Below are 13,969 nucleotides of genomic sequence, written 5' to 3'. Positions count from 1 at the left end.
CGGCGCCTCCGTCACGCCCGCGCCGCGGCGCGGCGGCGGCGGCGCGCGACGCCGAGGCCGATCGCGAACAGCGTCAGCAGCAGCGGCACGGCGGCGATGTTGAGCACGCGCAGCCAGGTTTCCATGCCCTCGATGTCGCGGCGCAGGTCCAGCTGCACGGCGCGCAGCTGCTGGCGCGTCTGCAGGATCTGCGCGCGCGCCGCGTCGATCTCGGCGCGCTGCTCGGCGGTGATGACGGCGGAGGCCTGGGCACCGGCGGCTCCCTGGCCTTGGCGGAGTTCGCGCAGTCGGCGTTCGGTCGCCTGCAGGCGCTCGGTCAGTTCGCGCTCGGTCTGGCGGAAGCGGGCATCGGCGTCGCGGCGGATGTCGTCGACCACGGTGAAGGGGCGCAGCGATTCGCCGCGCGAGCGCAACGAGATCAGCGCATCCCCGCCAGCGAAGGCATCGACCAGGTTGGCCACCAGCGCGCCGTTGTCGCTGAACGGTGTGGCGACCTGCTGGCCGAAGAAATCCTGCACGCGGACCCAGAAGCGGTCCTCGAGCACGTCGGCGTCGTTGATCACGACCAGGTTGGCGGGGCCTTCGCTGCGCGCGCGATGCGGGGGCAGGTCGGCGGGGCGCTCGGCGCCCTCGGCGGGCGGCGGCGGGCCTTCGGGGAAGGCGGAGGGTACCGCACCACGGAAGCGCGCGCCGATCGTGCGGCGCAGCCCGTCCGCGCGGAACTCGGCCAGGATGCGCGCCGGGTCCGGGTTGTTCTGCACGCGTTCGACCGAGGCGCGCATGGAGCGGTCGGAACTTGTGAGCAGCGGCTCCATCTCGATGGTCGCGCCCTCGCCACGCTGCACCCAGCCGGCCGAGGCGACCGTCACCTGGTTGAGCTGCGCCGTCGCCACTTCCGACTGGCTGAGCGAATCCCCCTGCAGGTTGAACCAGGCGACATAGTCCACCGCCTGCACGCGGTCGTTCGGGTTGGCGCGTACGCGCCAGGCGCCGCGCAGGTCGAGCACCACGCCGTCATGCGGCGCGACGATGCCCCACGGGTTCAACAGCCGGTCGAGGTTGGAGGAGGTCTGCCGCGGCGGCTGCCCGCCAGGGCCGGGGCGGCTGGCCTGGCCCTCGGAATGTGGGTCCACGAAGACGATCAGCTTGCCGCCGCGCATGACGAACTGGTCGATGGCATACAGCGTCGTGTCCGGCAGGCCCTGCGGATGGATCACCATCAGCACCTGCACGTCATCGGCAATGCGCTGCGCGTCCAGCGCGACATCCTGCACCGTGAAGAACTGGCGCAGCGTCTGCATGAAGGCATAGGGCTGCCCGGCCGGTCCGCCGCGCATCATCATCATCATGCGCGGGTCGCCGTTGACCGGCAGGGTGGACATCACGCCCACCACCGGCCGGCGCGGGTTCGAAAGTTCGAACACGAGGCGCGTCAGGTCGAATTCCAGGAAGCGCTCGCGCTCGGGCTGGAAGAACGGGACGGTGCGCTCGTCATCCAACAGGTTCACACCCGCCAGGCCGAAGTAGATCTGCTCGCCGGACTGGTCGACCGGGACGCCCTGGAGGCCGTAGGCGAGGGCGCGGTCCTCGGTTTCGCTGAAGGGTTCGGGGTCGAAGACTTCGAGGCGCACCTTGCCGCCGGAGACGGCGACGTATTCCTCGAGCATGGCACGCACGCGCTCGGCATACGCGCCATAGGCCGGCACCGCGGAACCGAGCCGGCGCGAATAGAACAGGCGCAGCGTGACCGGGTCCTGCAGGTTCTGTAGCACCGACACCGTACCCGCCGAGAGCGTGTAGAGCCGCTGCTGCGTCAGGTCGATGCGCGCGCGCGGCGCCAACCGGTCCACCAGCATGTTGACGCCGATCGCAAGCACGGCGGCCGCCAGCACGCCCAGCGCCGAGGACCACAGGCGCCGCGACCCGGCGCGCGGGGAAGTCATGCCGCTCATCGGATCAATCCGCCTTCCGGTGGTCGATCACCACCGCGTTCACAAACAGGAAGAAGCCCATGAAGGTCGCGAAGAACACCACGTCCCGCAGCGCGATCACCCCGCGCGTAAGGCTGTTGAAGCGTTCGGTGATGGACAGCCCGCGCGCGACTTCCGCCAGCAGCGGAATGCGCTGGGACAGGAATTCGGTGACGATGGGTGACCCCGCCGCTGCAAACAGGAAGCACACCGCGACGGCGAGCACGAAGGCGATGACCTGGTTCTTGGTCATGGCGGACATCGCCGCACCCACCGCAAGGTAGGCGCCCGCCACCAGCAGGCAGCCGACATACCCCGCAGCGATCACGCCGTTGTCCGGCCGACCCAGGTAGTTGACCGTCAGCACAAGCGGGAAGGTCAGCAGCAGCGCGATGGCGCAAAAGGCCCAGGCAGCCAGGAATTTTCCCAATACCGCCTGCCACTGGGGCAGCGGCAGCGTCAGCAGCAATTCGATGGTGCCAAGCCGCCGTTCTTCGGCCCACAGGCGCATGGTCAGCGCCGGGACCAGGAACAGGAACAGCCACGGCACGAAGGTGAAGAAGGGCCCGAGATCGGCCTGCCCACGGCCGAAGAAGCCGCCCAGCGTGAAGGTCAGCGCGCCGGCCAGCATCAGGAAGATGACGATGAACACATAGGCAACGGGGGTGGCGAAATAGCCGGCCAGTTCGCGCCGGGCGACGGTGAGGGCGGCCATTACGCGGCCTCCCTCGGGGCTGTCGTCAATTCGCGGAACACCTGGTCGAGCGTCTTGCCCGGCTGCTCCAGCGCCTTGGGCGTGGCATCGGCCAGCACGCGCCCATGCGCGATCACGATAGCCCGCGTGCAGACCGCCTCCACTTCTTCCAGGATGTGGGTGGAGATCAGGATGGCCTTCTCCGGCGCCATGCGGCGGATCAGCTGCCGAACCTCATGCTTCTGGTTGGGGTCCAGACCGTCGGTGGGCTCATCCAGCACCAGCACCGGCGGGTCGTGCAGCAGGGATTGCGCCAGACCCACCCGGCGCTTGAAGCCCTTGGACAGTGTCTCGATCGGCTGCAAGCGCACACCCTCGAGCTGCGTCAGCTGGACCGCATCCTCGACCCGCTCGCCGAGCTCGATCCCGCGATAGCCCCGGATGCGGGCGCAGAAGGCCAGAAAGGCGCTGACGGTCATTTCGGGATAGGTGGGCGCGCCCTCGGGCAGGTAGCCCAGGCTGCGCTTGGCGGCGACCGGGTGGTCGACCACGTCCTTCCCGCAGATCCGCGCCGTCCCCGCTGTCGGTGTGACGAAGCCCGCCAGCATCTTCATGGTGGTGGACTTGCCGGCGCCATTCGGGCCGAGGAAGCCCACGACTTCGCCGCGCCCCACCGTGAACGACACGTCGTCCACGGCGGTGAAGGCGCCGAAGCGCTTGGTCAGGCGCTCGATCTCGATCAACGCGGCCAAGGCCGGTCTCCCCTTGTTCAGTCGTGCGGGACAACGCGCCGGATCGGCGGCGGCCCGGGTCGGAATGGAAGCCAACGCCAGAGGCGGGGCGATTTGACCCGCCGGCGGCCCGGATGCAAGCCCCCACGGCCGTCGCCGTGTCCGGGCGGTCGCTAGGCAGCCTTGGCGGGTTCACCTGGGCTGCAGCGGCGCTAGCCGGCTTCGAGCGGCGCCATGGACAGGTCGTGGCCGAAGATCGCCAGCAGCAGTTGCGTCGCCCGCCCACGCGGTGAGGCCAGCGCGGCGTCGCGTTCGAGCAGCACCTCGGCGTCGTCATGTGCGGTCTCGACCAGTCGGCGATATTCCTCGGGGTCCTCGCGCGGGTCGAGCAGCCGGGCGCCGGGAAGCCCGGCCTGGCGGGCGCCCAGCGCGTCGCCGCCGCCGCGTGCGCGCAGATCCTCCTCTGCGATCTCGAAGCCGTCGTCGGAGTCGCGCAGTACCATCAGCCGGCGCTTCTCGCCCTCGGTCAGGCCCGGCGAATGCACCAGCAGGCAGGAGGACGGCTTCGTGCCGCGCCCGACACGCCCGCGCAGCTGGTGCAGGGCCGCGAGGCCGAAGCGCTCGGCCTGTTCGATCAGCATGATGGTGGCCTCGGGCACGTCCACGCCGACCTCGATCACGGTGGTCGCGACCAGGATGCGCGTGCGCCCGGCGGCGAAATCGGCCAGCGCAGCCTCGCGCACGTCGATGTCCTGCATGCCGTGCGCGAGGCCGACCTGGCCGGGGAATCGGGCGTTCAACTCGGCGAAGCGGTCCTCGGCGGCGACGGAATCGTCGCGTTCGGACCCCGTGATGGCGCGCACCACCCAATAGGCGCGGTCCTCGCGCGCGATCGCCTCGCCCAGGCGCGCGACGATGTCCGGCAGGCGGTCCTGGCTGACCACCCGGGTGGTGATCGGCTGGCGGCCCGGCGGCTTGCCGGCGAGGCGGCTGACAGCCATCTCGCCCCAATTCGTCAGCAGCAGGGTGCGCGGGATGGGGGTGGCGGTCATAACCAGCATGTCCACAGCCTGGCCCTTTTCGGCCAGCATCAGGCGCTGCGCCACGCCGAAGCGGTGCTGTTCGTCCACCACGGCCAGCGCCAGGTCATGGAAGGCCACGCCCTCCTGGAACAGGGCGTGGGTGCCGAGTACCAACGGGATGGAGCCATCCGCGAGCCCAGCCAGGACGCGCTTGCGTTCGCGACCCTTCACGCTGCCGGTCAGCAGCGCCACCGGCACGCCGGCGGCACCGCACAGCCGTTCGAAACCGCGCAGATGCTGGCGCGCCAGCAATTCGGTCGGCGCCATCAGCGCGGCCTGCGCGCCCGCTTCCGCCGCGCGCAGCATGGCCATCAGCGCGACCAGCGTCTTGCCGGCGCCAACATCGCCTTGCAGCAGGCGCAGCATCCGCCGCGGCGCGGCCAGGTCGGCGTCGATCTCGGCGATCGCCTGGGTCTGCGCGAGCGTCGGCGGAAAGCCGAAGGCCGCCAGCGCGCGGTCCCGCAGCGCGCCGTCGCCCCGCAGCGCGCGGCCAGGCCGGTCACGCGAGCGCCGCCGCACCAGCCCCAGCGCCACCTGGCCGGCGAGCAATTCGTCATAGGCAAGCCGCTTGCGCGGGGCCTCGCCGGGTTCCGTCTCGGGCACCTGGATGGCGCGCAGCGCGGGCGTGAAGGCGGGCCAGCCCTCCCGCCGCAACAGTGGTGCATCCTGCCATTCGGGCATCTCGGGCAGCAGTGCCACGGCCGCCGCCATGGCGCGCGTGACCGTGGGCAAGCCGAGATTGCCAGTCAGCGGCCAGACCGGCTGCACCAGCGGTATGCCGTCCTCCCGCGCGGAGACCAGGGGGTTCACGATGACCCAGTCGCCGTCCTCCTCCTTGAGCGTCCCAGCCAGCCAGCGCGTCGTTCCGACCGGCAGGGCCTTCTCCGCCCAGGGCTTCTGCCAGTTCATCAGGAAGGCGGTGAGGGGCTCGCCGCCGGCCTCGCCGCGCACGCGCACATAGGGGCGGCCCTGGCCGCTGCGCCCGGCCTTGTGCGAGCCGACGACAAGCGGGACCAGCGCCTCGGTGTCCGGCAAGGCTTGCGAGGGATGCTCGATCCGCCGGCGCAGCAGGTAGCGTTCGGGCAAATGCAGCAGCAGGTCCAGCACGCGCGGCCCGCCGGCGACCTTGGCGATCAGGCGCGCCTCGGCCTCCTTCACACCCTTGAGGTCGGCAATCGGGGCGAGCAACGCCGTGAGCGCATCGGCGCCCTGCGGCAGGCTCGCATCCGGTCGGGCTGACACGATTCCCATCGGCCTCTATATGCCAGCGCAGAGCCCATGACCGAACCCCAGGATCTCGACCCGCGCCGCCGCCGCCTCGTGTTCCGCGCGCTCCATCGCGGAACCAAGGAGGCCGACCTGATGATCGGCGGCTTCGTCCAACGCAACATCCATGGCTTCACCGAGGACGAACTGGATGCCATCGAGGCCGTGCTCGAACACTGGGACGTCGACCTGGCGGACTGGCTGTCGGGCCGCCGCCCCATCCCGCCAGACTCCGATACGCCGATGCTGCGCCGCATGGTCGCCGAATGCGGGCGCACCGGAACCGGCGTGCCGCCGGGGGCGGAGCGTTGAAGCCCATCGCGGTCCATGGCGCGCCGGAGGGCTTCGACGCCCTGCTGCTGTGCCGGCGCCGCGCCGAGACCGACGCGCCGGTCGTGCATGTCTGCCGCGACGACGCCCGCATGGCGCGAATGGCGGAGGCGATCGGCTTCTTCGCCCCCGAGGTCGAGGTGCTGCGCTTCCCGGCCTGGGATTGCCTGCCCTATGACCGCGTCTCGCCCAATCCCGAGATCGTCGCCGAGCGCGTCGCGACGCTGACGCGCCTGCTGGAGGCGCCCACGCGTCCGCGCATCCTGCTGACCACGGTGAATGCGCTGGCGCAGAAGGTGCCGCCACCGGCGACCTTCCAGGACGCCACCATGACGCTGCGCAAGGGCGGGCGCGTGCAGCCCGAGGCGCTGACGGCTTTCCTGGAATCGAACGGCTACCACCGCACCGGCACGGTGATGGAGCACGGCGAATACGCGGTGCGCGGCGGCATCATCGACCTGTATCCGGCCGGCGAATCGGACCCGGTACGCCTCGATCTGTTCGGCGACGAGATCGAGGATCTGCGCCGCTTCGACACGGCCACGCAGCGCAGCGGCAAGGTGGTGCCGGAACTGCGCCTGCGGCCGGTGGGGGAGGTGTTCCTCGACGAGGCGTCGCGCGCGCGCTTCCGCTCGGCCTACCGCGAATTGTTCGGCGCTGCGGCGGCAGAGGACCCGCTCTATGTGTCCGTCAGCGCGGGGCGCAAGCATCCGGGCATGGAGCACTGGGCCGGCCTGTTCCACCAGCACATGGCGACGCTGATCGACTACCTGCCGGGAGCCTCGGTCAGCCTCGACCATCAGGCGGAGGATGTCGCGACCGCGCGCTTCGAGATGGTGGCGGACCACTATGAGGCGCGACGCGTCCCGGTGCGCATCGCCGAAGGGGAGGTGCCCTATCGCCCGGCGCCGCCTGCCACGCTGCACCTCACGCGCGACGACTGGAACGTGATGCTCTCCGGCGGGCCGGTGCTGCAGTTCATCCCCTTCGCGCTGGCCGATGCGGCCGAAGGCATCGAGGCCGGTGGCCGCCCCGGCCCGCTGCTGACCGAGGCGCGCACCGCCGGCGAGAATGTCTTTGCCGCCTATGCCGTGATGGTCGCGGGACAGATGAAGGCCCGGCGCCGGCCGCTGCTGGCGGCCTGGTCCAAGGGTTCGCGCGAACGCATGGCGAACCTGCTGCGCGAAAACGGCGTTGCCGCCGCGCCGGCCGAGGATTGGAAGGCCGCGCGCGCGCTGCCGGATGGCGTCGTCGCCCTGGTGGTGATGGGGCTCGAGCGCGGCTTCGTCGCCGATGGCATCTGCGTCACCGCCGAGCAGGACATTCTGGGCGAACGCATCGCGCGCCCGCCGCGCCGGCGCCGTCGCGCCGACCAGTTCATCGCCGATGCCACCGAAATTGCGGATGGCGACCTGGTTGTGCACCAGGACCACGGCATCGGCCGGTATGAGGGCCTCATCACCATCGAGGTGAACGGCGCGCCGCATGACTGCCTGAAGCTGACCTACGACGGCGGCGACCGGTTGTTCGTGCCGGTCGAGAACATCGAGATCCTGTCGCGCTTCGGCACCGAGACCGCGGGCGTGGCGCTCGACAAGCTCGGCGGCGTGTCGTGGCAGAACCGCAAGGCCAAGGCGAAGTCGCGCATCCGCGACATGGCAGGAGAACTGATCCGCACCGCCGCGATGCGCCGCATGAAAGACGGCGCGCTGGCCACGCCGCCCGAGGGCGTGTGGGACGAATTCTGTTCCCGCTTCCCCTTCGCTGAGACCGAGGACCAGACCCGCGCCATCGCGGATGTCCTGGAAGACCTCTCCGCCGGTCGCCCGATGGACCGGCTGGTCTGCGGCGATGTCGGTTTCGGCAAGACCGAGATCGCTTTGCGCGCCGCCTTCGTGGTGGCGATGTCGGGTGCGCAGGTGGCGGTGGTGGTGCCGACCACGCTGCTCGCGCGCCAGCATGCGCGCACCTTCACCGCGCGCTTCGCGGGCTTCCCGCTGGTGGTCGCACAGCTGTCGCGCATGGTCACCGCGAAAGAGGCAGCCGAGGTCCGCGAGGGGCTGAAGGATGGCCGCATCAACATCGTGGTCGGCACGCACGCGCTGCTCGCGAAGGGCATCGAATTCGCCGACCTCGGCCTGGTGATCGTGGACGAGGAGCAGCATTTCGGCGTGAAGCACAAGGAAGCGCTGAAGGCGCTGAAATCCGACGTGCATGTGCTGACGCTGACGGCCACGCCCATCCCGCGCACGCTGCAACTCGCACTCACCGGCGTGCGGGAGATGAGCATCATCGCCACCCCGCCGGTCGACCGGCTTGCGGTGCGGACCTTCATCATGCCCTGGGACCCGGTGGTCTTGCGCGAGGCGATACAGCGCGAACGCTTCCGCGGTGGGCAGATCTTCTGCGTCGTGCCGCGCATCGAGGACATGGCGAAGGTGGCCGAACGGCTCGCCGAGATCGTGCCCGAGGCGCGCACCATCCAGGCGCATGGGCGGTTGTCACCGACCGAGTTGGAACGCGTGATGACGGAGTTCGGCGACGGCAAGCACGACGTGCTGCTGTCCACCAACATCGTCGAATCCGGCCTGGACATGCCGGCGGTGAACACGCTGCTGATCCACCGCGCGGACATGTTCGGGCTGGCGCAGCTATATCAGCTGCGCGGCCGCGTGGGCCGCGGGAAGCTGCGTGGGTATGCGTATCTCACCTGGCCGGAATCGCATCGGCTGTCGGCGGCGGCGCAGAAGCGGCTCGATGTGATGCAGACGCTGGACAATCTTGGCGCCGGCTTCACGCTGGCCTCGCACGACCTGGATATCCGCGGCGCGGGCAACCTGCTGGGCGAGGAGCAGTCGGGCCAGATCCGCGAGGTCGGCATCGAGCTTTACCAGCAGATGCTCGAGGAAGCGGTGGCCGACATCAAGGCCGGGCAGGGCAGGGATGGCGGCGCGAGTGAGCGGGACTGGACGCCGCAGATCAATCTCGGCCTGCCGGTGCTGATCCCGGAGACCTACGTGGCCGACCTGCCGGTGCGCCTGGGCCTGTACCGCCGCATCGGCGGCCTCGCGTCCGATGGCGAGACGGATGCGATGGGCGCCGAACTGGCCGACCGCTTCGGCCCGGTGCCGACCGAGGTGGAGAACCTGCTCCAGGTCGTCACCATCAAGCGCCTGTGCCGCGAGGCGGGCGTCGAGAAGCTGGATGCCGGACCGAAGGGCATCGTGCTGTCTTTCCGCGGCAATCGGTTCAGCAACCCCGCCGGGCTGGTGGCCTGGGTGACGTCGCAGAAGACCGCGGTGAAGCTGCGGCCCGACCACAAGCTGGCGCTGCTGCGCGAGATGGACCTGGCAGCGCGCGTGAAAGCGGCGCGGGAGTTACTCGGGGCGCTCGCGCGTGTCGCTCGGACAGCGCGCGCCGCTTAGGCGCGCGGACGGCGCGCGCGGCCTAGGTGCGCGGATTGCCCGCGCGGCGCGGCGCGACGCCAGCACCCGGCGGCCGACCCGGTGCCGAGTCGTCCAGCCGGCCAGTTGCCAGGACAGCATCGGGGCCGTAAGCCCAAGCCGTTCCGACCAAGGTGACCCGATGCCCCTCACTGCCCCCCCGGTGATCCGCCTGTCCTGTCTGGCGGCGGCTGCGTTGTTCCTCGTGGCCGGGGGGCCGGCGCCCGAACGCCGCACGGTGCCGCGCGCCGCTGCCATTCCGCCGGCCGCCGCGCCCGCGCCCGCGCCCACACCTGCGCCCGTCTCGGAACCCGCCCCGGTCCCAGGCACCATGACCGCTCCTGCCGCGGCCAGTGCTGCCGTCGCCACCCCCGACCTGTCGCACCTGTCGCCCGGCGACCGCGCCCGCGCTCTGGCCGATGCGCGGCGCTGGTCGGGCACGCTGTTCATCGGGTCCTCGGTCGCCGACGGCAAGCTGCGCGACCTGGTCTTCGCGCCCTGGACCGGGTCCTGGGGCGACGACACGCTGGTGGGCGGCGCGGTGCAGTACCGGCTGGGCCGCTTCTGGCGCTTCTTCATGGTCGACCTGGAAGGTGGCGCGGTCTATCGCTCGGGCGACACCAATGGCGGCGAGTTCTGGGCCGCGGCCTATCTGCGCTACGACGGCTTCCCCTGGACCAACTACGTCTACACGACCTTCGGCTTGTCCATGGGGCCTGACTACGTGACGCGCCTGCCGCAGGTCGAACGCGGCACGGATGCGCGGCCCGAGCCCAACCAGTCGCGCTGGCTGAACTTCTTTTCGCCGGAACTGACCTTCGCGCTGCCCGAATACCCGCAATACGAGGTCGCGTTCCGCTACATGCACCGCAGCGGCATCTTCGGCACCTACAACGGCGTCTACGAGGGCGCGAACAGCTTCGTGCTGGGGCTGCGCTACCGGTTCTGAGGCGCGCAGGCGCGGCGCAGCGACGGTCACGGCCGCCATGCCCGCGGCGGTGGACGATGCGGCACCCAATCTCACGGACCGCTTCTACGCCCATGCCGATGCAGCGCCCGACCGCGCCGCACTGTCCGAGGCCACCGGCGACCTGACCTACGCGGACCTGCGCGCCGCCGCGAATGCCCTGGCGCTGCGGGTGCTCGACGCCGGCATCCGGCCCGGCGACGTCGTGCACGGGGTGTTCCAGGCGCAGGCCTTCCGCCTGAAGCTCGCCTGCGCGATCGCGCTGGCGCGCATCGGGGCCATCTATGCGCCGGGCGCCGCAGGGGCCGACCTGGCCGCCCTGTGCCGCCAGACAGGCGCGCGCTGCGTCATCGGGGATACGCTCCATGACGTCCCGCCGGACGTCGTCGCGCTGCGCCTGGATCTCGATGCGCTGTTGCGCGCGCCGCCGGCGGCCGCGCCGCCCCGCGCCACGGATCCTGGCCTGGCCTGGCTGCTGGCGCGGTCTTCGGGCACGACCGGGGCGCCGAAGGCGTTCCTCATCTCCCATGCCAATGAGGCCGCCCGGCACGCGGCCCAGCAGGGCGAGATCGCGATCCGCAGGGATGAAGTCTTCCTCGGCTTCGTCGACCCGCAGCACTACATCGGCTTGAGCTACGTGCTGCGCTGCCTGCGCTCGGGCGCAACGGCGATCGCCGCCGACGCCGAGTCCGGCATGGCCGGCAACCTGCGGCGGATCGCCGAACGGCGCGTGAACTACGTCTCGACCGCGCCGGCGCATCTGTACGCGCTGGCGGCGGCCAACCAGGTCGCCGGGCTTCCGCTGCCCGCCCTGCGCGTGCTGCGCGTGGGCAGCGCGGCGGTCAGCACGCCGCGGCTGCAGCACGCCTTCGCGCACCTCACGCCAAACATCTACGTCGGCTACGGCACCAACGAGGCCGGTATCATCGCCGTCGCCACGCCGGGGGATCTGCGGCGGGACCCGACGTGCTGCGGCCGTCCGCTGCCCGGCGTCGCGGTCAGGCTGCTGCCCCCGGACGGGGCGGGCGCAGCGGCCGAGGGTGGCGAGATCGCGGTCCGCTCGGCGGGCGTGGTGGAACGCTATCTTCGCGCGGATGGTCCGGCTGGCCGCCATTTCGCCGATGGCTGGCTGCGCCCGGGCGACCTCGCGCGGATCGACGCATCGGGCTGCATCATCCTGCAGGGGCGCGCCGACGATGCAATGAACTATGGCGGCGTGCTGATCTCCCCGCAGGAGATCGAGGCGGTGCTTCTTGAGCATCCGGCGGTGGCCGATGCGGCTGCCTTCTCGGTCGCATCCGAACTGCACCAGGACCTGCCGCATGCGGCCGTGGTGGCGCGCCAACCGGTCGCCAGCGCCGAACTGCTTGCCTTCTGCCGCCGGCGGCTGGGCAGCAAGGCCCCGGTCGCGATCGTGCTGCTGGCCGAATTGCCGCGCAACGCCATGGGGAAGGTGCTGCGGCGCGTGCTGCGCGATAGGCAGGCGCGGCCCGGCGCGGCGCCGCGCGATAGCGCCTGACGCTACAGCAGGCGGATGCCGCGTGACGCCGCGACGTCGCGCCAGCGCGCCACCTCGGCTTCGACGAAACTGCGGAATTCGGCCGGGCTGGACGCGACCGGCTCCAATCCCATGCCGGTCAGCGTGGGGGCGATGGCGGGGTCGAGCAGCACTGTGCGGGTCGCCGCGGCAAGCGCGCCGACCGCCAGCGCGCCCATGCCGGCCGGGCCGACCAGCCCGACCATCGAATAGGTCGACAGGCCGGGCCAGGTTTCGGCCGCCCGCGGGATCCACGCGGCGCCGGGCACCGGTGCCGCGCCGGTCGCCGCGATCACCTTGAGGCGGCCCGCATCCACACCCGCGCGCGCCGACACCCAGGGGTCGATCATCAGGTCCACGCGCCCCGCCGCGACATCGCCGACCGCGGGGGCGGCGCCGCTATAGGGCACATGGACCAGCCGCGCGCCGCTGTCGCGCGCCAGCAATTCCAAGGTCATGTGCATGACCGTGCCGATGCCGGGCGTCGCGACGCTGAGCCCGCCGTCACGCCGGTGCGACAGCGCTACGACCTCAGCCAGGGTCGTGGCCTCGAACGCCGCGCCGGCAACGATCACGATATGCGCCCGCGCGAGCTGCGTGATGTGGCTGAACTCCGTCAGCGTGTCGTAGGGCAGGTCGTGGCGGAGCGCGGCGTTGATGGTGTGCGCGCTGACCACGACGCCCAACACGCCCTCCTCGGGGCGAGAGCGCGCGACCGCCAGCGAGCCGATGACGGTGCCGCCGCCGGGGCGGTTGTCGACCGCGATGCGCGAAGCCGTCGACACGGAGAGCCGGTCCGCGACCAGCCGGGCGAAGATGTCGGTGGCGCCACCGGGCGGGAAGGGCACGACGAGGCGGTTCACGCTGCCCGCCCCCGGCGACGCCAGCGTGCGGCACGCAGGCGTGCCCGCCAGGCCGAGGGCCGCCAGTGCGACAGGCAGATCGCGGCGTGTCGGCAACGGCGCACCTCGTATCGCCGGGAGGACGATCACGATCCTGCGCGTGCCCGCCGACGCGTGTCAAAGCATGCGGGCCGGCAGATGGAGGTAGACTGTGGATGGTGCGGGTAGCGGCGGATGGTGGGCGCACGTGGGATCGAACCACGGACCTCCTGCGTGTCAAGCAGGCGCTCATACCACTGAGCTATGCGCCCCCCGGCCCCGAGGGTGCCGCCAGGTCAAACAAGGCCCCCCGGCGGGGCCGCCTGATTAGACGCGGCGCGCCGGCTGCGCAAGGCCCCGCGCGGCAGGTCGTTCAGCCTTCGACCAGCGCGACGTCGATGAGGCGTTCGAGCACCTCGGGCTCCTGCGCGCCGGCAATGGCGTGGCGCCCGCCGATCACGAAGCAGGGCACGCCGTTGATACCCAGGCGATGCGCGCGAAGGTTCTCGGCATGCACCGCATCGGTCTCCGCGCCGCTGTCGAGGAAACGGTGCACGCCCGACGTCTCCATCCCGATGCGCATGGCGAGCGCCACCAGCGTGTCGGCATGGCCGAGGTCGGCGCCCTCGGCGAAATAGGCGTGGAACAGCGTGTCCACCATGGCGTCCGCCAGGCCCTCGCGCGCTGCGTAGCGCACCAGCCGATGCGCATCGAGGCTCGATGGCATGCGGCGAATACGGTCGAAGCGGAAGGGCACGCCCTCGGTGCGGCCGAGCTCGGCGATGGTGGCGTGCAGCCGGCGCGCGCGTTCCTCCCCGCCGAACTTCCGCGTGAGGAACTCCTGCCGCGGCAGCCCGCCATTCGGGATGTCGGGGTTCAGCAGGAAGGGGCGCCACAGGATCTCGGCGAGGATGTCCGGCCTCGTGCGCAGCGCGCGGCGCAGCCGCCGCGTGCCCAGGTAGCACCACGGGCAGACCAGGTCGAAGACGACCTCGATCTGCAGACGGGCGCGCGGTGGGGCAAGGATGTTCACCGCACCATCCTAGGGCAGCGCCGGGGTGAGTGGAA

General features: G+C 71.2%; 10 protein-coding genes and 1 tRNA gene. 4 read left to right on the top strand and 7 right to left on the bottom strand.

Features of this window, described 5'->3' with window-relative positions; translation table 11 throughout:
* Positions 1–11: 11 nt before the first annotated feature.
* The 4 genes from MWM08_RS12725 to recG form a co-directional block, all read right to left on the bottom strand.
* Positions 12–1,943: a GldG family protein gene (locus MWM08_RS12725; RefSeq protein WP_244459805.1), complete on the bottom strand. Its 1,932-nt coding sequence runs from the start codon at positions 1,941–1,943 to the stop codon at positions 12–14.
* 13 nt (positions 1,944–1,956) lie between these two features.
* A complete protein-coding gene (locus MWM08_RS12720) occupies positions 1,957–2,685 on the bottom strand; it encodes an ABC transporter permease (protein ID WP_244459804.1) in 729 nt (242 codons plus the stop codon).
* Complete coding sequence (locus MWM08_RS12715; RefSeq protein ID WP_244459803.1) at positions 2,685–3,416, bottom strand: ABC transporter ATP-binding protein; 732 nt, start codon at positions 3,414–3,416, stop codon at positions 2,685–2,687. Before MWM08_RS12715 ends, MWM08_RS12720 begins: the two co-directional genes overlap by 1 nt.
* A 191-nt stretch (positions 3,417–3,607) precedes the next feature.
* Positions 3,608–5,728: an ATP-dependent DNA helicase RecG gene (recG, locus tag MWM08_RS12710; RefSeq protein ID WP_244459802.1), complete on the bottom strand. Its 2,121-nt coding sequence runs from the start codon at positions 5,726–5,728 to the stop codon at positions 3,608–3,610.
* 27 nt (positions 5,729–5,755) lie between these two features.
* On the opposite strand from recG, the gene MWM08_RS12705 reads away from it, so the two are divergent.
* The 4 genes from MWM08_RS12705 to MWM08_RS12690 all read left to right on the top strand — a co-directional run bounded on the left by MWM08_RS12705 (position 5,756) and on the right by MWM08_RS12690 (position 12,002).
* A complete protein-coding gene (locus MWM08_RS12705) occupies positions 5,756–6,055 on the top strand; it encodes a succinate dehydrogenase assembly factor 2 (protein ID WP_244459801.1) in 300 nt (99 codons plus the stop codon).
* Positions 6,010–9,498: a transcription-repair coupling factor gene (mfd, locus tag MWM08_RS12700; RefSeq protein ID WP_244459800.1), complete on the top strand. Its 3,489-nt coding sequence runs from the start codon at positions 6,010–6,012 to the stop codon at positions 9,496–9,498. Before MWM08_RS12705 ends, mfd begins: the two co-directional genes overlap by 46 nt.
* Positions 9,499–9,658: 160 nt before the next feature.
* The gene (locus MWM08_RS12695) at positions 9,659–10,465 is read left to right on the top strand and encodes a hypothetical protein (protein ID WP_244459799.1); all 807 of its coding nucleotides are present in this window, start codon (positions 9,659–9,661) and stop codon (positions 10,463–10,465) included.
* Positions 10,466–10,502: 37 nt separating this feature from the next.
* Positions 10,503–12,002 (top strand): class I adenylate-forming enzyme family protein, encoded by a 1,500-nt coding sequence (locus tag MWM08_RS12690; RefSeq protein ID WP_244459798.1) that lies wholly within the window; start codon positions 10,503–10,505, stop codon positions 12,000–12,002.
* 2 nt (positions 12,003–12,004) lie between these two features.
* Here the strand turns inward: MWM08_RS12690 and MWM08_RS12685 are convergent, their stop codons facing one another.
* The 3 genes from MWM08_RS12685 to MWM08_RS12675 all read right to left on the bottom strand — a co-directional run bounded on the left by MWM08_RS12685 (position 12,005) and on the right by MWM08_RS12675 (position 13,934).
* On the bottom strand, positions 12,005–12,979 hold the full coding sequence (locus MWM08_RS12685) for a tripartite tricarboxylate transporter substrate-binding protein (RefSeq protein ID WP_244459797.1): 975 nt from the start codon (positions 12,977–12,979) through the stop codon (positions 12,005–12,007).
* Between the two features lie 118 nt (positions 12,980–13,097).
* A tRNA-Val gene (locus MWM08_RS12680) sits at positions 13,098–13,173 on the bottom strand.
* A gap of 101 nt (positions 13,174–13,274) precedes the next feature.
* Entirely contained in the window at positions 13,275–13,934 is a 660-nt protein-coding gene (locus MWM08_RS12675) for a DsbA family oxidoreductase (RefSeq protein WP_244459796.1), read from the bottom strand.
* Between the last annotated feature and the right edge of the window lie 35 nt (positions 13,935–13,969).

It is taken from the genome of Roseomonas fluvialis, from assembly GCF_022846615.1.
Classification (GTDB): domain Bacteria; phylum Pseudomonadota; class Alphaproteobacteria; order Acetobacterales; family Acetobacteraceae; genus Neoroseomonas; species Neoroseomonas fluvialis.
Note: the sequence above shows the minus strand (reverse complement) of the source record. Positions and strands in the feature narration are given on the sequence as shown.

Coding starts and splice junctions, on each gene's coding strand:
- mfd (WP_244459800.1), top strand. CDS start 6,010: ATGCGGGCGCACCGGAACCGGCGTGCCGCCGGGGGCGGAGCGTTGAAG.
- MWM08_RS12695 (WP_244459799.1), top strand. CDS start 9,659: ATGCCCCTCACTGCCCCCCCGGTGATCCGCCTGTCCTGTCTGGCGGCG.
- MWM08_RS12705 (WP_244459801.1), top strand. CDS start 5,756: ATGACCGAACCCCAGGATCTCGACCCGCGCCGCCGCCGCCTCGTGTTC.
- MWM08_RS12725 (WP_244459805.1), bottom strand. CDS start 1,943: ATGACTTCCCCGCGCGCCGGGTCGCGGCGCCTGTGGTCCTCGGCGCTG.
- recG (WP_244459802.1), bottom strand. CDS start 5,728: ATGGGAATCGTGTCAGCCCGACCGGATGCGAGCCTGCCGCAGGGCGCC.
- MWM08_RS12690 (WP_244459798.1), top strand. CDS start 10,503: ATGCCCGCGGCGGTGGACGATGCGGCACCCAATCTCACGGACCGCTTC.
- MWM08_RS12720 (WP_244459804.1), bottom strand. CDS start 2,685: ATGGCCGCCCTCACCGTCGCCCGGCGCGAACTGGCCGGCTATTTCGCC.